Raw genomic sequence first — 23,470 nt, forward strand, 5'->3', positions numbered from 1 at the left:
GCTACCCGCTGACTTGAAATGAGAGGAGTGTTCGCGATCATGTTATGGACTACGCTGTCCCCTGACGAAAGTAAAACTCACAGCTTCAAACATCGGCGGGGCGCCTGGGTTCCCGGCATGCTCGCGGTTTGTCTTCTCACTCTGGCTCCCGTTCAGGCAGGTGCGCTGGATGCGGAAACCGATGTCCACACAATTTCCGCCGAAATGGAAACGCCGGGCGATGGCCTGTTGGTGGCGCAAGCCGGTCCCGCGCGCAGCTTCCGCATTCCTCCGCAGGACCTGCAATCGGCGTTGGTGGAGTTTTCCCGCCAGTCGGGAATCCAGATCCTATACCAAAGCGACCTCGTCAAGGGGATTCAGACCCAGGGCGTTTCCGGCGATCACGCGCCCGAGGAGGCGTTGAAGAAACTTTTGTCGGGCACCGACCTCACTTATACCTTTGCCGATGGAAAGACGGTAACCGTCAAGCAAACGAGTGCGGATAAAGAGGGGAAACTCCTGCCCCCCGTGGTGGTATCGGCAACCCGTGGCATAGGGACTCTCGTTGACTCGCCCCAGGGGGTGACCATCGTCACCAAGGAGCAGATCGAGAAACAGACAGCCTTGACGACGGATCTGGGCGACATCCTTGCCAAAACCGTACCGGGCCTTGGGACCAGCACCGAGGGGAATACCGAGGTGGGCCAAACCCTGCGGGGACAAAATCTGCAGGTCTTTATTGACGGCGTACCGCAGACCATCCAGCTTCGTAACGGCCAACGGAATTTGAGGACCATTGACCCCTCGGCCATCGAGCGCATCGAGGTGTTGCGCGGTTCCACCAGTGTGTATGGCCTGGGAGGTACCGGCGGCGTTATCAATATCATCACCAAGAGTCCAGGTGAAGGGCCGGTGAAGTTCTCTACGGATGTGACGGTCGGCTTCCAGCCTGTCGATGTGGGCGAAAGCCTCCGCAAGCGGCTGATTCAACGCGTGGAAGGGGGTAAGGGAAAGTTCGATTACATTTTAAGCGCGACGGGTGAGCAGACCGGCGGCTTCTTCGATGGCGACGGCGATCGAATTCCTCCCGATCCCAACGGCCAGGGAGGGATAGCGGACTCCGACTCCTATAACCTGTTCGGCAAGCTGGGCTACGATCCGGATGACCGGCAACGGTTCGAATTTTCCACTAACTTCTTCAAACTCCAGCAGGACACGGATTTTATTCGGCAGGGCGGTATAACGGGTGTGCAAAAGACCACTGCGGTCCCAGGTGATCCGGGGGGGAAGAAGATGGGAACGGAGAACCTGCAAGTCAACCTTAACTATCGTAATAAGGATGTGATGGGAAGCCTTGTCAAGGCTCAGCTCTATTATCGCGATTACTGGACGCGTTTTGGGCTTTTCACATCCGGGCAAAGCTTCATAGATTCACAGCGGTACGGTGGACGCTTGGATGTCGAGACGCCGGTGTCCTCCTTTGGCCGTCTGCTTTGGGGCGTGGACGTGCTGTATGAAGAATCGTCACAGCCTTTTGAAGATGGGACCTTTTTCACGCCCGAAATGGAGCAGTGGACCGTTGGCCCGTTCGCGCAAGCCGAGGTTGTCTTGTTTGAAGACTTGACGCTTCACGGGGGCGTCCGCTACGAGAAGATCCTGTTTTCGGTTGACGATTTCACCACCGTAAGCGGTAGCGATGTTGTGGGCGGTGATCTGGATTACGGGCGTGCGGTGTTCAATGCGGGTCTGACGTATGCTTTGGATCCGGCCCTCAGCGTATTCGCCTCCTTCTCGCAGGGGTTCACGGTGCCTGAGATCGGCCGGGTCCTGCGCACCATTAGTACCGCTGGCAACTCGGTGGAGAATATCCGGCCGGAGGCGCAGGTGGTGGATAACTATGAGGTGGGTGTGCGCGGCAACTGGTCCAAGGTGCAGGGAGAGGTATCTCTGTTCTACAGCGAATCCGATTTTGGCACGAGCCTCACCAGCCCGACTTCGCCGACCGCTCTCATTGGGATATTGCGTATCCCGGAGCGCGTTTACGGTATAGAAGCTTCTTTCGACACGCAGCCGTTTGACCGGTGGGAGGTGGGTGGAACTCTGACTTGGATGGAAGGAGAACTGGATTCCGATAGCAACGGGAATTTTGACTCCCACATGTTGGGCAACCGCATCCCCCCGCTCAAGGTGACCGGCTATGTCGAGAACCAGACCTTACCCGACTGGCGCAATCGTCTGCAAATGCTGTATTCCGGCAACCGTGACCGCTTCCATGGGCAGACCGGATTCGGTAAAGGCACGGTGAGCGACTTTGTTTTGGTGGATGCGCTCAGCACCTTCGCCTTCAAAACAGGCTCGTTGAGCGTGGGCATCCGGAACCTGCTGGATGAGCAGTACTTCCCAACGATTTCGCAGTTTTATAACTTAGGCGGCAATCGCTTTTCAGCCGGATCGGGCCGTACCATCAGCGCCACATATTCCTTCAAGTGGTGAGGTGACGACAGCCCGACAGCCCGGCGGCGGAACCTCCGTGTCCTCCTTCCAGGGAGTTTCGCTCTAGGGCGTCGAGACGAGGGCTCGGTAGCAATGGATTGAATTCATTGCCCGAGCCCTCATTCTTTTTTTGCAGAAAAATAGAAAAGACCGGACCCAGCGCCTTTTGTTGTTGACTTCTGCGGGTTTATATTGAAAATGAAAACCATTATTATTATCAACCAATTCAGGGTGGGTGATTCCGCCCAACCTGTTTTTGATGATAAAAGCCGCGTTTTGCTTGTGGTGGAAGGTTGAGGACAGGCTCCTTCTCCGGCTCACCGCCCGGAATGCACCGCGGAAATGGATCGCATGGGATTGCAATCGGACCACATGAATCATTCAGCGTTGCTCAATGCGTATTACGAATACGAGGCGGATCTGCTCCGGTTTCTGTCTCACCGTCTGAAGTGCGGGTTCGCGGCGAAGGACCTGGTGCAGGAAGTCTATCTGCGCCTGTTGAAGATCAAAAATCCCACCGGCATTGAAAACCGCAAAGCTTATTTGTTTCGCATCGCATCCAACCTGGCCACCGATCACATTCGTGTAGAAGCCCGCCGGGCGGAGTTGCTGCGCGAATGCCGCGACGTGCTGATCCGTTCCGAAAACAAGGTGACACCGGAGCGGGAGGCTCTCGCGCGTTGGGAATTGAAGCTGTACCAGAAAGCGGTGCAGGAGTTGCCGCCGCTCAGCCGGAAAATTTTTTACCTGAACCGGTTCGCGGGCAAGCCGCAACGCGCCATTGCAAAAGAGGTGGGGGTATCGGTCACTACCGTCGAAAAACACATCCGGCGGGTGCTCGATCACCTGGCCGCGACACGCGACCGTCTGGAAACACAACGAAAAAGCAAAAGCGGGGTATGACAATGCGCGGCCTCACTCGTCTTATTTATTGAGGGCATTCGAAATACCCAACGCCGGTGGCGAGGCGTGTCGCCGGTTCATTTTTTTTTAGTGTGCGCGAAAATGGTATCGGATCAAGATAAAGCTCCCCCAGATGAATCCCCGCAGGAAGCGCGGCAGTGGGTGGTGCGTCTGGCTTCAGGGGAAATGACGGAACCGGAAGCCCGCCGTTTTCAAAAATGGCTGCATGCGGACCCGAAACACCGCGACGTCTTTCGGCAGGAAAGGCGGCTGTGGCAGGAGCTGGAAGCGCTCAAGGCAACATTTGCTTCTTCTTTGCAGGAAGAGACGGGGGATTCTCTTTCAGCGTGCCGTTCGTCTCCGGCCAATGAATGGGCAGTGGGTCTTCCGGCCGTTCAACGTAAAAAACCATTTGCCGTGTTTCGCTGGACCGCCGCCTGCTTCTGTCTGTTCGTGTTGTGGGCGCAGTTCGGTGCCGCCTGGTTTGCGGATCACCGCACGGCGGAAGGCGAGCTGCGCAAGGTGGAATTGCCGGACGGATCGACGGCGCACCTCAATACCGCCACGACCCTCAACGTGCGTTATGAAAACGGTGTTCGCCACATTGAACTTTTGGAAGGCGAGGTGCTGTTCGATGTCCGCCGCGACGCATCGCGTCCATTCCGCGTGACCACCGAGAACGGCGTGGTGGAAGTGCTGGGCACACGTTTCGCTGTTTCGCATTCAAAAGAAAATCTGCAGGTGACGGTGTTGAGCGGCGAGGTGGCAGTGTACGCGCCATCGCAACCCTTCCTGCCGGTTGCGGAGACGGCGCAGGCCGTGCACCTGACCGCCGGGCAAGCCGTCGATTACCTCGCCGGGTCGCCCTCCCATGCGGTGCGGAAAGTGAATGTGCATGCCGCGTTGCCCTGGACGCGCGGCAGTATTGTGATTGATGACATGCCGTTTGCCAAAGCGGTCGAAAAGCTGGACGCCTATTATCCCGGGCGGGTGTTGATCCTGCGCGAACATGCCACACAGCAACCCGTCAGTGGCCTGTTTCATGTGGACCAGGCGAAAAACGCCATTCTGGCTCTCGCTTCCACCCAGGGCCTTCACGCCACGCACATCACGGATTACCTCCTCGTCCTGCGTTGACCGCCCTTGCCGGGACCCGCGGGAACCGCAAAACTTTTTTGAAAGCCCCGGTTGGGCAAACCGCACTCCCACCCGTCTTATATAAAACTCCCTGAATTCGGGAAACATTTTTTGCGTCTTCAACGGGAACCCCGCCTCCGGGCGGCGAAAGACGCAGGCACATGAAGGCCAAGGAGGAGATCGATGCAATTCAGAACACCCCCGCACCCGCGCCGCATTCTGTTCCCGGGGCGCACCCAGTTTAAAAGCAAAGCCATCCTGCTGACTATGGCGTTGGCCGGTGGATGGATGCTGGCCGCCAACCCGGTGCATGCCGGAGACACCCATCCGGCTGGCGCGTCTCAAAACATTCTGTCCGCGCTCAACGAAACATCCGCGAATCAATCCAAAACCCAATTCGACATTGACCCGCAGCCGCTGGGCTCTGCTCTGAGCCAGTTCTTCGAACAGTCGGGCGTGCAGATTGCCTACACCAGCGGCGATGTTGAGTCGGTGCGCACGTCCGGTGTTGCGGGCGATCACACTCCGGAGGAGGCGTTGAAGCGGTTGCTGAAAGGCAGTGACCTGCATTTTGAGTTTACAGGCCGCAACACAGTGACGGTGATCAAAAAGGCGGAAGGACCGGACTCGGAATCCACGGGCCCGTCGAAGAAACTGGTCGTCGCCCAGTCCGGCGACGACAAGAAAAACGTTTTGAAGGAAGTGGTGGTGTCGTCCACGCGTACGGAAACGCCGGTTTCGGAACTGACGCAGTCGGTTTCCGTTGTTGAAAAAGAAACCATTCAGGAGCAGATTGAGATCGACCGCAACCTGAGCAGCATCCTGGGCAAGACCATCCCCGGCATGAGTCCCAGTTCCAAGGCGTTGTCCACGTTCGGGCAAACCCTGCGCGGCCGCAAATTTCTGGTATTGATCGACGGGGTTCCGCAGACCGCACCGTTGCGGGGCGCCAGCCGCGATCTCAACACGATCAACGCCGAGGCCATCGAGCGCATCGAGGTGGTGCGCGGCGGCACCCCGGCGTATGGTTTCGGCGCGACGGGCGGTCTGGTCAACATCATCACCCGCAAGCCGGAAGACGGACCGTTCAACGCGCGTTCGCGGTTCGGCCTGCGCTTCTCCTCCACCCATCCCAGCGATTCGTTCGCGTGGGAAACCAATCATCAGGTATCCGGCCGGCGTGACAAGGTGGATTACCTGATCAATGGCAAGTTCATTGCCAATTCCGGCTTGTTCGATGCCGACGGTGACCGCATTCCGCCCGACCCGCTGGGCGTGCAGGGTGGTCTCGCCGACACGGACGACGCGAACTTGCTTGGCAAAGTCGGCTACGATTTCAACGGCGGCCGTCAGCGGGCCGAGTTCATGGTCAACTACTTTCGGTTTTTGCAGGATACCGATTTCACATTTGGCACCGGCGATCCGTCCAACGACGTCAAAACCCCTGCCATCCGCGGCAATCGAAATGCCAAGGACCCCGGCACGGAGAACCTGACCATGCAGTTGAGCTTCCGCGATAAGGATCTGTTCGGAAGTGCCCTCAACGCGCAGTTGTATTACAACGATCTGACGGCGCGCTTCGCCAAATTTCCGGGATTCGCGCAGACGGAAATTGTGTCGGAAAAAATCGGTGCGCGGACGACCTTTGACACACCGTTCGAGGTTCGCAATATTCCGATGACCGCCATCTGGGGTGTGGACTTCCTGCGCGATGAAACCATCCAGAACGGCATCGACGGCCCGACCATCGTGCCGCTCATGAAACAAAATGCGCTGGCCGGTTTTCTGGAATTGCAGATTCCCATTCAGGAATGGGCCATGTTGCGCGGCGGGTTCCGTCACGAATCGATCTGGCTGGATGTGAACGACGTGGTCAACCGCAAAGCCATTTTCGTCCGTGGCGGCAACCTCACGTTCAATGAGACCCTGGCCAATGTGGGTGCGGTGGTGTTTGTGCAGGAAGGGGTGGAAGTGTTCGCCAATTTCGCGCAGGGCTTTTCGCTGGCGGACATCGGTCGCGCCATCCGCGACGGCACCTCCACCAGCGCCGAAGCGCTTCAGTCGGAAGTGCAGACCGTGGACAACTACGAGTTGGGAGTGCGCGGTAACTTCGGCTGGATCAAGGGATCGATCACCGGGTTTTACAGCGAATCCGACAACGGCACCACGTTCACCAACTCATTGGAAATCCGCAAACAGCCGGAACGCATCTATGGTGTGGAGGCGGCGGTGGATGTGCGGCCCAACGACATCTGGACGCTGGGCAGTTCCTTCACCTGGGTTGTCGGCGAAGTGGACCTGGACGACGACGGATCATTCGAGGAAGATCTGCCGTCCAACCGCATCCCGCCGATCAAGGTGACGGCGTATGCCGACTATAATATGTTCGACTGGTGGAAGCATCGCCTGCAGATGGTGCATTCCGGCAATCGTGATCCCAACAGCACGCAGTTCGGCGGCGCCACCGTGCGCGACTACACGGTGCTGGATTTTTACAGCAGTGCGCGGGTGGGGCCCGGTAAGTTGACACTGGGTATTGAGAATCTGCTCAATACCGATTATGTTCCTCTGGTGAATCAGGCCGGTGCCAGCACCGTTTCTTTTACCGAGGCCCAGGGGCAGACGGTCTCGCTGGCCTACAGTCTCGACTGGTAATGCTGTAAAACGTTGTCACTCTCACGGAGCCCTCTCGTCATGAAAACGTCGCCTGCCTCATCCCAGCGCCTGCGGCAATGGGTGCGGCGTGTTCATCTGGTACTCGCGTTTTCCGTGGGACTGGTGATGGTGGTGTCGGGATTGAGTGGCAGCCTGTTGGTGTACCACAAGGAAATCGACCACGCGCTGAATTCGGATCTGTGGCGGGTGGAGCCGGGAGGCGGCCCGCACCGCATCGACGCGTCCCTGGATGCGGTGCGGCAGGCGCATCCGAACGCGCTCATCGGTCTCGTGCGTCTGCCGCGCGCACCGCAGCATTCGATGGAAGTGTGGATTCGCGAGGCCGGCGGTATTCATAAGGTGTATGTGAACCCGTACACCGCCAGCCTCCTCGGTATGCGCGGCGATCATGACGGGTTGATGGGAACCCTGCACGATCTCCACGTGCACCTGCTCGCGGGCGAAACCGGCGAGACGGTGATGGGCGCCATTGGTCTGGTGGCGCTGGTGCTGTTGGGCACGGGGCTGTATCTCTGGTGGCCGCGCGGCGGACGCTGGTCCGGCGCGTTCCGCATCGGGTGGCAAGAAACCGGCGTGCGCAAGGCGTTTCGTCTGCACCGGTTCATCGGCATCGTGTCGATCGGGTTTCTCGTGTTCAGCATCGCCACCGGTGCAGGCATGGTGTTTCACAAAGCCGTCAACGTTGCGCTGGAGTCGGTGTTGGGCGGACCCATGCGGACCCTCCCGCCGAACCTCACGGCCCCGGTCAACAACTCCCTGTCCGCGGAACAACTGATGGCGCGCGGGCAATCGATCCTGCCGGAGGCCACGCTCACCTTCCTGCGTCTGCCGCGCACTCCCGACGCGCCGTTTGTCCTGCGCATGCGGTTCGATGAAAACCCGCATCCCAACGGTTCCACCTACCTCGCCTTGCATCCGGAAACGGGAGACGCGATGATGGTGCACAGCTACCGTCAGGCCTCGTCCGGGCAGGTCGCCTCCGACCTCAAGTACCCGCTGCACATCGGACGATTCTGGGGAGAGAGCGGTCGCATTTTCACCGTTGCCGTTGGACTCAGTCCGGCGCTGCTTTTCATCAGCGGCTTCCTGTTTTGGAGAAGACGGCGTTCCCGGCCGTCGCAAAAAATGCGGCCTCCCCCTTTGCCCGATCCGCAGATATCGTCGTAGAACATCCTTCCCGCGGCAAAAGGGAGTTTCCCTCCCTTTTGACTTTCAATCAAACCCCATTTGGATACAATGATAATGAATTGAGTGCGATTTGTTTCGGGCACTCACTTCAAATTTCGTTCCTCGATGTTATCATAACGTCTTCCCCGCAAATCAACGAGGTGCGCGCACGATGGAAACCATCACTTCCTGGTTCCAGGAACTCAAAGCGGCAAGCCTTCCTGTTCTGGAATCTGTAATTCATTACCTGCCGAATTTGCTGGGTGCCGCTGCGTTGTTGGCAGCAGGCTGGATTGTTGCCGGATTGGCGCAGCTCGGATGTGTGAAAACCATCGAAGTGCTGGACCGGATGTTGAGCCGCACGCCGCTCAAACGGCAGACGGGGGTGCGTTTGCAGGCAACGCATCCCGCTCTCGATTTATTTGGGAAAATCATTTTCTGGGCGGTCATTCTTTTTTTCGTCAAGTTCGCCACGGACATTCTGGGTTTGCATGCCGTGTCGGCCTGGCTCAGCCAGGTGGTCACGTACATGCCGACGTTCCTGGCAGGCGGCATCATTTTAATTGCCGGAATTTTGTTGAGCGTGCTGGTGCGCGATTTGACCACCACCACCGCCACCTCGGCGGGGCTGCCGCAATCGAACCTCCTCGGTTCGCTGGCCCAAGGGGCCACCCTGATCACCGCGCTGGTGGTGGGGCTCGATCAAATCGGCATCGAGGTTTCGTTTCTTTCCACGCTCATTGCCATCGGTGCCGCCGCGTTTCTGGGCAGCCTTGCGCTGGCCTTCGGCTTGGGCGGACGCACGTTCGTCAGCAATCTGATCGGCGCTCACTTCGTGCACAAGCAGTATGAGCTGGGCCAGCGGGTGCGCTGGGGCAAGCGCGAAGGGGTGATCCTGGAATTCACGCCGACTTCCGTGGTGCTGGCCACCGAAGAAGGTAAACTGGTGCTGCCGGCGCACCTGTTTGAAGAGGAACCGATGGAACAATTGATCGGTCAAAAAAACAATGAGTGACGCACTGCATTTCACCCGGCACTACCTGAAAGGCCACGCCGGAGACGCCGCGCGCGTGCTGGAGGAACTCGGTCCGGCGGATTCCGCCGCGTACCTCGCGTCCCTTCCCGCGGAAGAGGCGGCGCGGGTCATGGATCAGTTGTTCCCCTGGTATCTCGGCGAATGTTTCATCCACTTGTCGCCCAAGGCCGCGTCGGAACGGCTCGATCTGTTGTCGTCGTTTCGCGCCTGTCATGTGTTGCGTCAAAGCGACGAAACCCTGCGCCAGCAGTTGCTGCACAACCTGCCCAAGAAAAAACAGAAAACCCTGAGCCGCCAGATCACCTTTCGCCCGGATACGGTGGGTTATTGGATGGCGGTGTCGTTGCCGATGGTTTCCGATCGCACCACGGTGCAGGAGGCGTTGGACCATTTCCGCCGGATCGGGCAGAGCGAGGGCCATCACTTTTTTGTCATGCAGCACAACGGCCAGTACGTGGGTGCGGTGGAACTCGGACGGCTGATCCATGAACCACCGAACCATCCGGTAACGAGTCTGCTCGACCCCAGGGTGGAGCCGGTTCTGGTGCAGGCGCCGTTGATCTCGGTGCGATCGCTGGACGCCTGGCATCACACCAACGCCCTGCCCGTCGTCAATGTCAACAACGAGGTGGAAGGCCTGCTGAAAGTCGAGCAGATGCGCGAGGCCTTGGAGACGGTGAAGAAGGAAAGCGTGGACACGTCGTTGTTCGAAAGCATGGTGCCGCTGTTCCTGCTCGCCACCAGCGCCTGGGTGCGCGGCATGGTGGCCCTGCCTTTCCTGGAGCCGCCCAAACCACCCCCTTCCAAGGAAAACGCTCATGACCGGTGATGCCAACGCTGCCATCCAGGCTTTGAACCGGCAATACCTGCAACGGCATCCTCTCGCCGCCGCCCGGCAACTGGAAGAACTGGCACCGGAAACGGCGGCGGCCATGCTGGGCGAGATGCCGCAGGCCACGCTGACCCGCGTGTTTGAACAACTGCCGCCTTCCTTTGCCGCCGCGCTGTTGCCCCGGTTCGACGATGGCCCCATCATCGAGTTGATGGAGGCCACCGACCCGAAAGCCATGGTCGCCATCCTGCATCAAATGGAGGATGACCGCGCCGCGGATTATTTGCAGCGCGTCAACCCGGCGGTGCAAAAAGAACTCAATGCGCTCAGGGCGTATCCGGAAAACATGGCGGGCAGCATGATGGACCCGCGCGTGGAATTGTTTTCTGAAACCCTGACCGTCGATCAGGTCTTCAAGCGGTTGCGCCAACCGGGCCATCGACCCAAGCCGACGTTGTTCCTGCAGGACGATAGCCACGCCCTGACCGGTCAGATCAGCCTGCAGAGTCTGGTGGCTGCCCGGCTCGACCAGCCGTTGCACGAACTCAAACGTCCCGTCGCCGCATTCGTCGAAGCCCTGACTCCCCAGGAGGAAGTGGTCGATTTGTTTGAGAAGTACCGGTTCCACAGCGTTCCGGTCGTCGGAATGAAGGGGGACCTGCTCGGCGTCATCTGGCAGGAAGCACTGGTGCGGGCGGTGGAGGAAGATGCCACCGCCGACATGCAGGCGATGGTGGGTGCCAGCCGTGATGAACGCGCCCTGTCGAAAGCCGCCTTCGCCGTGCGCAAACGTCAGCCGTGGTTGCAGATCAACCTGGTCACCGCGTTTCTCGCCGCGGCCGTGGTCGGCGCGTTCGAGGACATGATCGCCCGCTTCACCGCGCTGGCCGTGCTGTTGCCGGTGGTCGCCGGGCAAAGCGGCAATACCGGCGCGCAGGCATTGGCCGTCACCATGCGCGGCCTCGCCATCCGCGAGATCACCACCCGCCAGTGGGCGCGCGTGGTGTGGAAGGAAGCGCAGGCGGGATTCATGAACGGCATCGGCGTGTGCGCCACCACCTGCCTCGGCGTGTATGTGTGGAGCCAATCCATCGGTCTGACCGGCGTGATCGGTGTTTCCATGATCCTGTCCATGGTCATCGCCGGCATTGCGGGGGCGCTGGTGCCCATCGTGCTGGTGCGCGTGGGACAGGACCCGGCCACCGCGTCGTCCATCATCCTCACCACCGTGACCGATGTCATGGGCTTCTTTTCCTTCCTCGGCATCGCCACCCTGTTTTCCGGATTTCTTTAATTTTCCGGGGCTTCACGGGGTCCTCAACGTTTCAAACGCTTCGTCCTTCCATATAAAACCGGTCGTTTTGTAAGAATTCATCCGGCCTCACGACGGCGCATAAACATTGGCCCGGATCGGCGAGCCTTGATACACTGATGACATTCACCCCATTTCATTTTTGCAAGGAGGTTGTCGTGGACAAACCGGTGGTCGCGGATACCCAACCCGTCGAAGTGGAATTGAAAGAAGGCAAAACCTACGCCTGGTGTGCCTGCGGCAAATCTCAAACCCAGCCGTACTGCGACGGCTCGCACCGCGACACGTCCTTCGAACCCAAAGTGTTCAAGGCGGACAAAACCGAGAAGGCCTACCTGTGCATGTGCAAGCACACGAAGAATCCGCCGTACTGCGACGGCACCCATTCCACCCTGCCCGACGATGCGAAAGAAGAAAAGGAAGCGGACACCGAATCCGCAGGTGACACGCCCACACCCAAGCCGACGAAGGAAGAGCCGACGGTCCGCTTCATCCATGAACTCGCTCAGCACGGACTCAGTAAGATGGGAGCGCATGGCGAAATCGCGGCCATGGGCGTGCCCGCGCCGGAATTGCCGCGCTGGGACGACATCCAGATTTTGACCGGACAGTTTCACAAACAACCGTTGCAGGAAAAAGTCGCGGTCGGCACCGAGGTGGTGATCGGTAAGCGCGCTAAAAAACCGCTCACGTTAAAAATCCCGCTGCTGGTATCGGACATGAGTTTCGGCGCGTTGTCGGAGGAAGCGAAAGTGGCGCTGGCGCAGGGCGCGGAAGCGGCGGGCACGGGCATCTGCTCTGGCGAAGGCGGCATGCTGCCGGAAGAACAGGAGAACAACTCGCGTTACTTTTACGAACTGGCCTCGGCCCTGTTCGGTTATAAAGAAGAATTGCTTGCAAAAGTGCAGGCGTTCCACTTCAAAGGCGGGCAGGGCGCGAAGACGGGCACCGGTGGCCACCTTCCCGGTAACAAGGTGACCGAACGCATCGCCGAAATCCGCAACCTGAAACCGGGACAGGACGCCATCTCGCCGCCAACCTTCACCGACCTGCACACGGTGGCCGATTTTAAAAACTTCGCCGACCGCGTGCGTGAGATCACAGGCGGCATCCCCATCGGATTCAAAACCTCGGCGCAGCACCTCGAGCAGGACATCGAGTTCGCCGTGCAGGCGAGCGCCGATTACATCATCGTCGATGGACGCGGCGGCGGCACCGGCGCGGCGCCTTTGTTGTTTCGCAACCACATCTCCGTGCCCACCATCCCGGCCCTGGCGCGCGCCCGGCATTACCTGGATAAGCAAGGCTACGACCATGTGACGCTCATCGTCACTGGCGGCCTGCGCACGCCGCCGGATTTCGTGAAGGCGCTGGCGCTGGGCGCGGACGCCATCGCCCTGTCCAATGCGGCGATGCAGGCCATCGGTTGCGTGGCGGCGCGCATCTGCAACACCAACAACTGTCCGGCGGGCATCGCCACGCAGGACCCGGAACGCCGTAAAATTCTGGATACGGAGGAAGCGCCGAAACGGCTGACGCGGTTTCTCAATGCTTCGGTGGATCTGATGCAGGTCATGGCGCGCGCCTGCGGTCACGAGCATTTGAACCAGTTCGCGCAAACCGACCTCACCACGTGGAAGCGGGAAATGAGCGACCTCTCCGGCATTCCGTTCAGTGGCGTCAGCACGCATTTATGATGGAATGATGGATGCACAATATTTACGTCGGCATGAAATCCTGCCATAATCCCGGGACCGGCAGCACCGGTTGTTTTCATTTTCGAGAATTCTCGGATTCGCGGCAGGCATTGGTTCTGCACGGAATTCGAACGTTATAGAGGAGATCGCATCGTCATGGCAGGCAGCGTCCATCCCATATTGAGTGAGTATTCGAGTCAGATTCCCAAAGGGTTGCAAACCTACCAATCCATCCACGCAGTCAAGAGTTACGAAGAGATTGTCGAAGTCGCAAGGAAAGAAATGATTGCGTTCAAAAGCCTCGACGGCGTTCTGCCGGACGCACGCACGGTGCGCGAGGTGTTGCAGGAAAGCGGTTCCGAAGAGTCGATCGAAGATATGGATGGGTTGGACAAGGACCGGGTGCGTGTCGTCGGCGCACTCAACCTGATCCTCGAATTCTCCGAAGCCATGGCCGAAGACTGACCGGGCCACGCCCGGCGTGGAGCGAACCACGCACGGCGTGGAACGAACGGGGCCAACGCGGGAACTTTATTTGGGATATCCCCGGAGGGCGAGCGATGGTTTGGAGTGTTTGAATAAAGAGATTTCATTGTTCACCCTCACCCCAGCCCGTCACTCCGTGAGTGCTCCCATTCAGGGAGAGGGAGTGTTAAAGGTCCCTTCTCCCCTGGCGGGAGAAGGTCAGGATGAGGGGGATTCAAAACCTTTCCTTATTTTCTCTCAGCCGAATGATGTTAGAAACTTTTTATTTCAGGAGACCGATGACATGATCAACGCCTACGCCGCGAAAGAAGCGGGCCAGCCGCTCGAACCGTTCGAATACGATCCCGGCGCACTGCAACCGGACGAAGTGGAGATCGACGTCCTGCACTGCGGCCTGTGCCACAGCGACGTCAGCATCATCGACAACGACTGGGGCATCACGCAATATCCCGTTGTCCCCGGGCACGAAGTCGTCGGCCGCGTGGCGAAAACGGGCGACGCCGTGCGCAATCTCGAAGTGGGCCAACTCGTGGGACTGGGCTGGCATGCGGGATTCTGCGGTGAGTGTGGATACTGTCACAGCGGCGACCACAACCTGTGCGACGCGCCGCAGGAGACGATCGTCGGCCACCACGGTGGCTTCGCCGACAAGGTCCGCGCCCGCGCACACAGCGTGGTGCCTTTGCCCGACGGCATGGACCTCGCCGCCATCGGCCCGCTGTTCTGCGGCGGCATCACCGTGTTCAATCCGTTCGTGCAGTTCGGCATCGAGCCCACCGACCACGTCGGCGTCATCGGCATTGGCGGGCTGGGCCACCTGGCGCTTCAGTTCGCCAACGCATGGGGATGCCAGGTGACGGCGTTCACCTCCGGCTCAGCCAAGGAAAAGGAAGCAAAAGAGCTGGGCGCGCATCACGTCATCAACTCGCGTGACCCGAAAGCCATCGAAGCCGCGGCGGGGTCGTTCGACCTCATCCTCTCCACGGTCAACGTGAAGCTCGACTGGAACCTGTATCTCAACACGCTCAAACCGCGCGGACGATTGCATTTCGTCGGCGCCACGCTGGAGCCGCTCGATCTGCAAGTGTTTGCTCTTATCTTCAAGCAACGTTCGGTTTCCGGTTCGCCGGTAGGGAGCCCCGCCACCATCGCCACCATGCTGGAGTTCTGCAAACGTCACGGCATCAAACCCGTTATCGAGCAGTTCAAGTTCTCCAAGGTGAACGACGCGATAGAAAAACTCAAGCAGGGCAACGTGCGTTACCGCATCGTATTGAGTCATGACTGACCGGACCCCGATGACGTTTTCTCGCAGCGTTATTTTTTTATTTTTCCCGTAAAAAGCTTTATTCTTTGGGGGAGGTTGGCTTCCGATCAGGGGGAACATCATGCCCGGTAAAAAAGAACGCGGTCTGTTTGAACTCTACGACACCGATCCTGAGAAGGCCGACTGGGAATTGTGGGGGCGCGAGGCCGATCCGGTTTCCCGCCGCGGGTTTCTGAAGGACACGGGACTCGCCTTCATGGCGCTCACCGTGGGCGCGCACATTCCGTATGCGCGCTTCATGCCGCAGGGCCTCATCCCGGTGGCGCTGGCGGATGCCGGCGGCGCGCCGGTCATCGAAGGCAAAAGCGGCTTGATCGTGCACAACGAGCGTCCGGTCAATGCCGAGACGCCGCCGCATTGGCTCGACGCCGACGTCACCCCGAACGAACATTTCTTCGTGCGCAACAACGGCCTGCCGCCCGTCGCCACCGACACTCCCGGCGCGTGGAGTTTCACCGTGGACGGCGAAGTACACCGGCCGCTCACCCTCACGCTCGCCGATCTCCAGCACAAATTCAAGGAACACACCTTCGCCTTGCAGATCGAATGCGGCGGCAACGGACGCGCCGGGTTTTATCCGTCGGCGAAAGGCAATCAGTGGCGCTTCGGTGCAGTCGGTTGTGCGCGTTTCACCGGGGTGCGGTTGGGCGATGTGCTGAAGGCGGCGGGCGTCAAGGCCTCCGCCGTGTACACCGGCTACTACGGCGCCGACCTGCACCTGTCCGGCGATCCGAATAAAGCTTCCATCTCGCGCGGCACGCCGATCGCCAAGGCGTTGGAGGAACACACGCTGATCGCCTGGGCGATGAACGACGAACCGTTGCCGTTGATGAACGGGTTTCCGTTGCGGCTCGTCACCCCGGGCTGGCCGGGTTCGACCTCGCCCAAATGGCTGCGCCGCATCTGGGTGCGCGATCGGGTGCACGACGGCATGAAGATGGACAAGTACCGCGTGCCGCGTTATCCGGTGCAACCGGGCGCGAAGGTGCCACAGGAAGACATGACCATCATCGAATCGATGCCGGTGAAATCCCTCATCACCTCCCCGGAGACAGGCATCGTACTCAAACAGGGCCAGGTATTGAATCTGCGCGGCCACGCCTGGGCGGGCGACCGCTCGGTGGCGGCCATGCACGTGTCGATCGATTTCGGCGCGACCTGGCAGGGTGCGCCGTTGAAAGAACCGGTCAACCGCTACGCCTGGCAACGCTGGCAGACGCAGGTGCGGTTTCCCGAGCCCGGCTATTACGAAGTGTGGGCGCGGGCCACCGACGAGGAAGGGGTCATGCAACCGATGGTGGTGCCGGGATGGAACCCCTCGGGCTACCTCAACAACGCCATGCACCGCATCGCGGTGACCGTGCAATGAGGCTGTCGATGCGAACCGTCGCGTTGCTGGTTTGCGTGCTTGTTCTGTTGGTCGCCCCCTGCTTGTGGGCGCAGGAAGACGATCCCAATGCCGGACTGCCGCAAGGCCAAGGACGCGACGCGGTGATCGCCAACTGCACCGCCTGCCACAATGCCGCGCTCATCCTGCAAAACCGCATGAGCCGAAGCGCGTGGGATGCGCTCATTACCTGGATGCAGGAAGAGCAGGGGCTGTGGGAGCTGGAGCCGGAGGTGCGCAACTCCATACTCGACTACCTGGCGAAACACCAGGGACCCGGTGCCCCCAGCGGGCAAGGTGACGCCGCCCTCCACCCCAACCCGATGTACGAATACCAGTACCCGCCGAACCCGCTGTGAGAGTCCTTAAATATTTCAGTGCAGGGTGACTCCGGAGAAGGCAAAGACAGGTTTCCAGACCCTCCCATTAATTCCGGCATATTGAATTTTTTGTTTCATAAACCTCCACTTATCCCCAATCAAAACATCCGTCCAGGCTAAGAAACCCGGGCCATCCCCCACGAGCTCTTTCTTCGCTTTCAGGTCTGTAGCAAGCAACACCCTATTTTTCAATGAATTGAATTCATAAAAACCGGTTGACAGGGACCGCTTTTAATATGATAATGAAAATCATTATCAAAACATAACCTATTTTGGGAGGTTCGCCGTGGACATTCTGCTCATCGACCAAGAATCCGAAGTTCTCGACCTGCTCGAGAATTTGATCCGGTTCGCCTCCCCGGAAGGGAACGGCTGGAGCATTCAAAAAACGAACAAGCCGGAGGACGCGGTGCAACTGGCATTGCAGAACGGTTTCGATCTCGTGGTCATGGACCCGCGGTTCTCCGAGAAGTGGGGCCTGCCTCTCATCAAAACCATCCGGGAAGTGCGACCGCGCACGACGGTGATCGTCCTCTGCAACTGCGGCAGTGATTTGTGCTCGCTGTACTGCCGCGATCGTTACCGTGAATTCGGCGTGAACCATCACGTGGACAAAACGAAAGGCCTGCTCGGTATTCCGGGAATGGTGCGCGATTGCCAGCGCAATGCCGCCGTCTGCTGAAAGTCTCTTCTCTTCAACATAAACTCTTCGAAAGGAATCCTGCCATTGAATAAGGAAATGCAGTTGTGGTGGATCAAACCCGTTTGTGCCGTGTTGACGGCGGTCTCATTGATTATAGGGAGTGCGGGCAACGCCCGTTCGGAGATGCCGGTGGAGCCGCCCGTTGAACAGGCGATTGAAGTGGAGACCCATCCGAGTTTGGGCGTGGTGTTCAGCTATGCCGACGGGTCCCGCTTTGCGCATCCGAAGAAGGGCGCGGTTGAGTACCTGCCTTCCGGCGAGGAACGGATGGAGGTGAGGCCGGAGCTGGGCGAGGTGTGGTACATCACCGCCAGCGGTGCCTGGTACACGCTGACGCTCGAACCCACGTTCTATTACGAAACCGTGTCAGGGCAGTACCGGTCGCTCATCCAAAAATCCTGGTCCGCCTGCGTCTGCGATCGGTGACTCCCTGCGCCGCCGGGAGGAGGCAGTAATGACCCCTGCCACCGCTTGCCCTGGCTCAAAGACCCTCCGCTTTATGATGACCTTGTGTTCCAAACTCCGGGTCCCCGCCTCAACCCGGAATTTCCCGAAAGCCGACCTTTGAAAAATATGGACTTTCACTTGGACCACACTGAAAAATGCCCATTGGAGACAGTTACAGGCTGTAAGCAGATATTGATTAAATGCTACAATACCCCCTCATCCGAAAAGCGCAAAATCTTCATAAAACCCTGTTCAGCTCAAAGCATCTCGTTCCGTAAACCTATGGAGGCGGCTATGAATATCCTGCTGATCGACAATGAAGAGAGTCTGCTTGATTTAATGGAAGGGTTGATCCGATTTTCAGTCGATATATCGGATCTAAATATTGAAAAAGCGCAGAAGGCCGACGAAGCGAAACATCTGGCTTTGCAAAACGGGCCGGAATGTGTGGTGATCGACCCCCATTTTTCGGATGAATGGGGCCTGCCTCTCATTAAAACCATAAAGGAATTCAAGCCCAAAACCTTTTTGATCGCTTTCAGCAATTGCTCAGACGCGCCGTGCCGTGGCCATTGCCGGGAGCAGTGTCTGGAAGCCGGGGCCAACTGGCATTTCGACAAAACGAAGGACTTCATGCGCGTCCCGCAAGTGATTCGGGAGTTGAGCAGGTTCGTTTTCGTTGAAGAAGGACAGAACCCAATCCGTTTGCGATTCAAGGATGTGTCCGGGAGGGAAATGCTCTGAGCCCAGCCCCTGCCTCTCAACGCTCGACCCCGCCACAGAGCGAGTTCGCCGAAGCGCGCGACGGATTTGAGGTGCTTCTTTTCGGACGGGTGCAGGCGGTCGAGCAGCTGATCGCGCGCCGCGACGAAATCGCGTTTCTTCCTACGCGAGGCACGAAGCAGGAAGTTCACCCGTTCCGTCCGCTTCGCTTTTCCCTTCATATAATACTCGGCGGAAAACGCCCGCTCGCCGAACACTCACAGGCGGCAGTCGGGATCGCCGTCACACACCTTGTTGTATTCCGCGACCACGGCTCTGTGCGTGGGCAGGGGCCAGGCGGTGTCCGTTTAGGCCCCATAGAAAATGCAACCCGCGATTCCCGCGATCATCACCGCCGCTCTTTATCAGCGGTTAGATCAATCGAATTTCCCGGCAAATGACATGGCTTCCGAGTATTTCCCGTTCAGCGCTCCGCTGTTGACGTTCGAGGGCTACCGCATCCGGCGCTTCACGCCTGCCGACGCCGCGGCCCTTGCGGAGTACGGGAACAATTATCGTATCTGGCAACAACTGCGCGACTGGTTTCCGCATCCCTACACACAGCAGCATGCAGACGACTTCATCGATCAGGCCAGCCGCGAATACCCGCCGCGCACGTTTGCCATCGCCACCGATCGGGAAGCCATCGGCACCATTGGTTACCATCCGGGACAGGACGTCAACCGGCATGCGGCGGAACTGGGATTCTGGCTGGCCCAGCCGTACCACGGCAAGGGCATCATGACCGCAGCTGTACAGGGTTTTGCCGACCACCTTTTGCAGCACGAAGACCTCATCCGGGTGTTCGCCGCCGTGTTCGCCGGCAACCCCGCGTCGAGGCGCGTGCTGGAAAAAGCCGGATTCGTGCTGGAAGGGGTTTTGCAATGCAGCGTGGTGAAAAAGAGAATCGCGTGCTGGACCAGCACCTGTATGCGAAGGTTCGGCCGCACCCCATAGAGTGAAATAAAGGGAGATTTTCACTGCGTTTTCCTCAGATAGTGAAAATCGGGCCGATTTTCGATATAAATGAAGAGATGTTATCTTCTCGTATTCTGACACAAAATCCCATCGGCAAGGCGGTGTTCCTTGCCTGGTTCACCATCGGCTTCAACCTGCTGGAAGGCATGGTGGCGGTGGCCTTTGGCGTGGAAGAAGAATCCTTCGCGCTGCTTGGGTTCGGGCTCGACAGTTTCATCGAAGTGTTTTCGGCGACGCTGGTGCTGTGGCGCTTCCAAGGCGAGCAGGGGCTGGACGCGGCGCTTTCGTTGAAGAAAGAACGCAGCGCCACGTTCGGCATCGGTGTCCTGTTTTTACTGCTTGGGACCGGAACCATTCTCGCCTCCGGCTTTCAATGGGCCGCGCACGCGCAACCGCATACAACGCTTCCCGGATTCGTCATCGCCGCCGTCAGCCTGAGTTTCATGTTCTACTTGTGGAGAGCCAAGGTGCGGGTGGCGCGGGAACTCGACAGCGCCACCATGATGAAAGACGCGCGTTGTTCGTTGGCCTGCATCCAGTTGTCGGCGGTGCTGTTCGCCGGGAGCCTGCTGTTCCTGTTGTCGCCGATGTTGTGGTGGGCGGACAGCCTGTCGGCCATCGTCATCGGCGGGTTGATTGTGCATGAGGGCATCGACACCGTGCGCGCCGTCCGGCGCGACGACTTTTCCGGTGGGTGTTGCTGATGGAAGAGCCAGCCACCGATGAACACGGACATACCAATAAAAAAACAAAAATTATTAACCACCGATGAACACAGATAAAAAATAGATGATGCCCAAAAAATCCTTTCTTAATTATCCCCCCCTCCTTACCAAGGAGGGGATCGAGGGGAGGTTTTGGAGCTTTTTTCCTTGGTGTTCGTTTGGCATTCATAACGAATCATCGGTTAGGGCGTAGCAGGCAAAAGGCAACCCCACCCCTGCCCTCCCCTTGGTAAGGGGAGGGGGCGCTTGAGGTTCCTTCTCCCCTGGCGGAAGCACTCCAGAGTGAGAGGTCAGGATGTGGGGGTTTTTCCCTTTTCGGTTGGTTACCTTGAGCGCAAGCGAAAGGTGACTCTTGATGATGATGCTGGAAAAGCATCGAGATCCTTCACTGCGTGAAGGATAACAGAGGAAGAATCCCCCTGGCCCCCTTTACAAGGGGGGACCGGGTGGCCCGGGTGAAGCAGATTATATTTGGAATAGGGCCCACCGGCCATCGTTCGCCCAGGGAGCATTCCCCTGTTCGCTCCCGGCCTGGCCGGGTCTGTGTTCATCGGGGGTTCATTTTTTATTAAAGAAAACCCATAGATCCTTCACTTCGTTCAGGATGACAATTCAGGCCCCGGCGTGTCATTCCGAGCGAAAGCGAGGAATCTATGGGTTGCTTTTTTTCTCAATAAAAAAAACGGCCCCGGGTCCCGCGAGGGGATCCGGGGCCGCCGGGTAAGGAAGTCCCTCCTCAGTAGGTGATCTCGATACCTCCGAACATCTGGAACGGCGCACCCGCGCGCGGGCCTTCCGGCAGACGTCCTGCCAGATACGTCGCATCCGTCACGTTGCGGAAGTTCGTGAACAGGTTCACGTGCTCGTTCAACTGATGTGCCAGCGATAGATCCAGCAGGAACACGCTGTCGGTCTTGCCGAAGCGCACGTCTCCCGTGGCACCGTCCAATTCGTTAGTAGAATTGTCGCCGGTGCCGAAGGTGGAGTCGATGTACTGGCCGTCAACACTGAGCGTCCAGTCCTGCCAGATGAGCGCCGAGCCCACCGCAAACTGAATCTCCGGAATGTACGGAAGCTCATTGCCCTTGGCGGCGTTCTTGAAGACGGCACTGCTGTTGGGGCCGGTCGCGTGGCGGAACTCGGCGTCGGTGTAGGTCGCAGTGAAGTACCACGGGTTGCGGACCGACCACTGGCCGACCACGCTGGGATCGTACTCCACCATGAACTCGATGCCGCGGGTACGAACTTCACCCACGTCCTCGACTTCGGTGCCACCACCGCCGCCCGCACCGAGGTTACTGATCCCGATCAGGTTGTCAAAGTCGGTCCAGAAGCCGATGACTTCCGTGCGGAAACCGAGATCCGGCCGGTTGTAACGCGTACCCAGCTCGTAGCCAATGCTGGTTTCTTCCTCGATCTGTTCTGAGCCCACTTTGGTCGCGCCGCTCGGACCCGGTACCGAGAAACCCCGGTGGATGCCGGCGAAGACGTTGGTGGACTCGTTGAAGCGGTAGTCGAGCGAACCGCCCGCGGCCCACACGCCGTAGGTCCGGTCGCGCGAGTCACCGCTGTCGAAGTTCTCGAACTTCTGCCAGAGCTGTTCGTAGCGCGCGCCGGGCTTGAAAGTCCAGCTGCCCCACCTGATCTGGTCGTCCACATTGAACGCCAGCGCGGTGGTCTTCTGCCGGCGGTTGCCAGCGCCACCTTTCGGACCGACCGCCTGGCTGTTGATGAAGCCATTGGCGTCCTGGTTGTAGAACTCGTGCCACTGGAAGCGGCGGATCTGGTCGTAATGGTAGCGCACGCCGGCGTGGAAGGTGTGCTGCGTGGCGCCGAGGTCTTTCATATGCGTCAATTGGGACTCGACGCCATACATGTAATAATTGCGGTTATTGTTGGTCAAACGCCATTCGCCGGGTCCCTGGCCTTGCAGAAGAGCGTTTCCGTCTGGATCTTTCATACATTGACTGAGGCCCAGTGCGGTAGTGCCTGTTCCGTCGGTATCAGTACACCTGCCGAGCTTCGCCCAGTTACGCCAGAAGGTGCTGCCGTAGGCGGTGGTGACGAGGTTGGTCTTCGGAGTCAGCTCGATGAAATGCCGGATGTGCGTGCGGTACTGTTCGGTATCATACAGGTCGAAGCGCGACGCCGCCAGCCGCCGGAACGGATTGTTGCGGAAATCCGCTTCCGGCTGACCCAGGTAGGACTCGTTCGCTTCGCGGTTCGTGTAACCGAACTTGAACTCGAAGCGCTGGTAGGTCGAACTGCCGGGTTCGAACATCAGCTTGATCATCGGCTCCAGGTTCTGGAGGCCGGTGTTATCTCCGTTGCGAAAGTCCCCGGTGGGCTGGATCTCCCGGAAGCCGTTGTTCTCCCGGTAGTAGTTTTCGATCACGTAACCGAAGCGCCCACTGCCGGTGCTGAGGGTGTCGCCGAAGTAGGTGTGGTTGCGGATCTCACCGTAACTGCCCATGAGGGTCCGGCTGAACATGGACTGCATTTGCGGAATCTCCGTGGCGCGGTAGTTGATGACGCCGCCGGTGGTGTGCGGACCGTAGCGCACCTGGCTGGAGCCTTTCAGGATTTCAATGGCGCTCATGCGTCCCGCCGTGGGCGAGTAATAAGCGGACGGGGCCGAGTAGGGCGCCGGCGCCATGAGCACGCCGTCTTCCATGATCGTCACCTTGGCGCTGCGTCCGGGATCGACGCCGCGGATGCTGATGTTCGGGAACAGGCCCTGGCCGTCCTCTTCGCGCGTGTAAACGCCCGGAATTTTTCTCAGCAGACGGTCGATGTTGTCGTAGCTGTGCTTGAGGATGTCCTGCGTTTCGATAAGGTGGGCCGAGGCCGCGATGTCCTTGATATCGTCCTTGGTGCCCACCACCTCGACCTGCTTCAGAACCAGGGTCTTTTCTTTTTCATCTATGGCGAGGGCACTTTGCGGCCAAAGCATCAAGCCTAAAAGCGCTACCCCCACCCATGATTTTGGGATTGTTTTCACTGTCTCCTCCTCTTTAAAAAATTATCCCCGGGATTGATGATA

The 23,470-nt window shown here is 58.8% G+C and carries 19 protein-coding genes; 18 read left to right on the top strand and 1 reads right to left on the bottom strand.

The features are described 5' to 3' along the window. The first annotated feature begins 39 nt into the window (after positions 1 to 39). The 18 genes from QML71_RS01210 (at position 40) to QML71_RS01295 (ending at position 20,406) form a co-directional block, all read left to right on the top strand. Positions 40 to 2,472: a TonB-dependent receptor gene (locus tag QML71_RS01210; protein ID WP_282010072.1), complete on the top strand. Its 2,433-nt coding sequence runs from the start codon at positions 40 to 42 to the stop codon at positions 2,470 to 2,472. 351 nt (positions 2,473 to 2,823) lie between these two features. Continuing rightward, a complete protein-coding gene (locus QML71_RS01215) occupies positions 2,824 to 3,375 on the top strand; it encodes an RNA polymerase sigma factor (protein WP_282010073.1) in 552 nt (183 codons plus the stop codon). 102 nt (positions 3,376 to 3,477) lie between these two features. Further along, on the top strand, positions 3,478 to 4,512 hold the full coding sequence (locus QML71_RS01220; RefSeq protein ID WP_282010074.1) for a FecR family protein: 1,035 nt from the start codon (positions 3,478 to 3,480) through the stop codon (positions 4,510 to 4,512). A gap of 183 nt (positions 4,513 to 4,695) precedes the next feature. Next, positions 4,696 to 7,167: a TonB-dependent receptor gene (locus QML71_RS01225; protein ID WP_282010075.1), complete on the top strand. Its 2,472-nt coding sequence runs from the start codon at positions 4,696 to 4,698 to the stop codon at positions 7,165 to 7,167. Between the two features lie 39 nt (positions 7,168 to 7,206). Then, complete coding sequence (locus QML71_RS01230; protein WP_282010076.1) at positions 7,207 to 8,355, top strand: PepSY-associated TM helix domain-containing protein; 1,149 nt, start codon at positions 7,207 to 7,209, stop codon at positions 8,353 to 8,355. 172 nt (positions 8,356 to 8,527) lie between these two features. Next, positions 8,528 to 9,370 carry a mechanosensitive ion channel family protein gene (locus QML71_RS01235; protein WP_282010077.1) on the top strand — a complete coding sequence of 281 codons (843 nt, stop codon included), beginning with the start codon at positions 8,528 to 8,530 and terminating at the stop codon, positions 9,368 to 9,370. After that, entirely contained in the window at positions 9,363 to 10,220 is an 858-nt protein-coding gene (locus tag QML71_RS01240) for a magnesium transporter MgtE N-terminal domain-containing protein (protein WP_282010078.1), read from the top strand. Before QML71_RS01235 ends, QML71_RS01240 begins: the two co-directional genes overlap by 8 nt. After that, a complete protein-coding gene (gene mgtE / locus QML71_RS01245; protein ID WP_282010079.1) occupies positions 10,210 to 11,517 on the top strand; it encodes a magnesium transporter in 1,308 nt (435 codons plus the stop codon). The genes QML71_RS01240 and mgtE overlap by 11 nt, the downstream gene beginning before the upstream one ends. 176 nt (positions 11,518 to 11,693) lie before the next feature. Beyond that, entirely contained in the window at positions 11,694 to 13,232 is a 1,539-nt protein-coding gene (locus QML71_RS01250; RefSeq protein ID WP_282010080.1) for a glutamate synthase-related protein, read from the top strand. A gap of 156 nt (positions 13,233 to 13,388) precedes the next feature. Continuing rightward, positions 13,389 to 13,697 (top strand): hypothetical protein, encoded by a 309-nt coding sequence (locus tag QML71_RS01255; RefSeq protein WP_282010081.1) that lies wholly within the window; start codon positions 13,389 to 13,391, stop codon positions 13,695 to 13,697. A 304-nt stretch (positions 13,698 to 14,001) separates the two neighbouring features. After that, positions 14,002 to 15,006: an NADPH-dependent aldehyde reductase Ahr gene (ahr, locus tag QML71_RS01260; protein ID WP_282010082.1), complete on the top strand. Its 1,005-nt coding sequence runs from the start codon at positions 14,002 to 14,004 to the stop codon at positions 15,004 to 15,006. A gap of 100 nt (positions 15,007 to 15,106) precedes the next feature. Continuing rightward, a complete protein-coding gene (locus QML71_RS01265; protein WP_282010083.1) occupies positions 15,107 to 16,414 on the top strand; it encodes a sulfite oxidase in 1,308 nt (435 codons plus the stop codon). A gap of 8 nt (positions 16,415 to 16,422) precedes the next feature. Continuing rightward, positions 16,423 to 16,791: a hypothetical protein gene (locus tag QML71_RS01270; RefSeq protein WP_282010084.1), complete on the top strand. Its 369-nt coding sequence runs from the start codon at positions 16,423 to 16,425 to the stop codon at positions 16,789 to 16,791. 307 nt (positions 16,792 to 17,098) lie between these two features. After that, complete coding sequence (locus tag QML71_RS01275; RefSeq protein ID WP_282010085.1) at positions 17,099 to 17,494, top strand: response regulator; 396 nt, start codon at positions 17,099 to 17,101, stop codon at positions 17,492 to 17,494. A 45-nt stretch (positions 17,495 to 17,539) separates the two neighbouring features. After that, entirely contained in the window at positions 17,540 to 17,941 is a 402-nt protein-coding gene (locus QML71_RS01280; RefSeq protein WP_282010086.1) for a hypothetical protein, read from the top strand. A gap of 315 nt (positions 17,942 to 18,256) precedes the next feature. Then, positions 18,257 to 18,706 carry a response regulator gene (locus tag QML71_RS01285; protein WP_282010087.1) on the top strand — a complete coding sequence of 150 codons (450 nt, stop codon included), beginning with the start codon at positions 18,257 to 18,259 and terminating at the stop codon, positions 18,704 to 18,706. A 420-nt stretch (positions 18,707 to 19,126) separates the two neighbouring features. Further along, on the top strand, positions 19,127 to 19,681 hold the full coding sequence (locus tag QML71_RS01290) for a GNAT family N-acetyltransferase (RefSeq protein ID WP_282010088.1): 555 nt from the start codon (positions 19,127 to 19,129) through the stop codon (positions 19,679 to 19,681). A gap of 77 nt (positions 19,682 to 19,758) precedes the next feature. Continuing rightward, positions 19,759 to 20,406 (top strand): cation efflux transmembrane domain-containing protein, encoded by a 648-nt coding sequence (locus QML71_RS01295; protein ID WP_282010089.1) that lies wholly within the window; start codon positions 19,759 to 19,761, stop codon positions 20,404 to 20,406. Positions 20,407 to 21,163: 757 nt separating this feature from the next. Here the strand turns inward: QML71_RS01295 and QML71_RS01300 are convergent. Continuing rightward, positions 21,164 to 23,380 (bottom strand): TonB-dependent receptor family protein, encoded by a 2,217-nt coding sequence (locus QML71_RS01300; RefSeq protein ID WP_282010090.1) that lies wholly within the window; start codon positions 23,378 to 23,380, stop codon positions 21,164 to 21,166. Between the last annotated feature and the right edge of the window lie 90 nt (positions 23,381 to 23,470).

Source organism: Nitrospina watsonii (assembly GCF_946900835.1).
GTDB lineage: Bacteria > Nitrospinota > Nitrospinia > Nitrospinales > Nitrospinaceae > Nitrospina > Nitrospina watsonii.

What these genes read in the sequence shown, in the direction of transcription:
- QML71_RS01225 (WP_282010075.1), top strand. Translation starts at nt 4,696, where the DNA reads ATGCAATTCAGAACACCCCCGCACCCGCGCCGCATTCTGTTCCCGGGG.
- QML71_RS01220 (WP_282010074.1), top strand. Translation starts at nt 3,478, where the DNA reads ATGGTATCGGATCAAGATAAAGCTCCCCCAGATGAATCCCCGCAGGAA.
- QML71_RS01210 (WP_282010072.1), top strand. Translation starts at nt 40, where the DNA reads ATGTTATGGACTACGCTGTCCCCTGACGAAAGTAAAACTCACAGCTTC.
- QML71_RS01300 (WP_282010090.1), bottom strand. Translation starts at nt 23,380, where the DNA reads ATGCTTTGGCCGCAAAGTGCCCTCGCCATAGATGAAAAAGAAAAGACC.
- QML71_RS01255 (WP_282010081.1), top strand. Translation starts at nt 13,389, where the DNA reads ATGGCAGGCAGCGTCCATCCCATATTGAGTGAGTATTCGAGTCAGATT.
- QML71_RS01290 (WP_282010088.1), top strand. Translation starts at nt 19,127, where the DNA reads ATGGCTTCCGAGTATTTCCCGTTCAGCGCTCCGCTGTTGACGTTCGAG.
- QML71_RS01295 (WP_282010089.1), top strand. Translation starts at nt 19,759, where the DNA reads ATGTTATCTTCTCGTATTCTGACACAAAATCCCATCGGCAAGGCGGTG.
- QML71_RS01265 (WP_282010083.1), top strand. Translation starts at nt 15,107, where the DNA reads ATGCCCGGTAAAAAAGAACGCGGTCTGTTTGAACTCTACGACACCGAT.
- QML71_RS01215 (WP_282010073.1), top strand. Translation starts at nt 2,824, where the DNA reads ATGGGATTGCAATCGGACCACATGAATCATTCAGCGTTGCTCAATGCG.
- mgtE (WP_282010079.1), top strand. Translation starts at nt 10,210, where the DNA reads ATGACCGGTGATGCCAACGCTGCCATCCAGGCTTTGAACCGGCAATAC.
- QML71_RS01235 (WP_282010077.1), top strand. Translation starts at nt 8,528, where the DNA reads ATGGAAACCATCACTTCCTGGTTCCAGGAACTCAAAGCGGCAAGCCTT.
- QML71_RS01240 (WP_282010078.1), top strand. Translation starts at nt 9,363, where the DNA reads ATGAGTGACGCACTGCATTTCACCCGGCACTACCTGAAAGGCCACGCC.
- QML71_RS01285 (WP_282010087.1), top strand. Translation starts at nt 18,257, where the DNA reads ATGAATATCCTGCTGATCGACAATGAAGAGAGTCTGCTTGATTTAATG.
- ahr (WP_282010082.1), top strand. Translation starts at nt 14,002, where the DNA reads ATGATCAACGCCTACGCCGCGAAAGAAGCGGGCCAGCCGCTCGAACCG.
- QML71_RS01230 (WP_282010076.1), top strand. Translation starts at nt 7,207, where the DNA reads ATGAAAACGTCGCCTGCCTCATCCCAGCGCCTGCGGCAATGGGTGCGG.
- QML71_RS01270 (WP_282010084.1), top strand. Translation starts at nt 16,423, where the DNA reads ATGCGAACCGTCGCGTTGCTGGTTTGCGTGCTTGTTCTGTTGGTCGCC.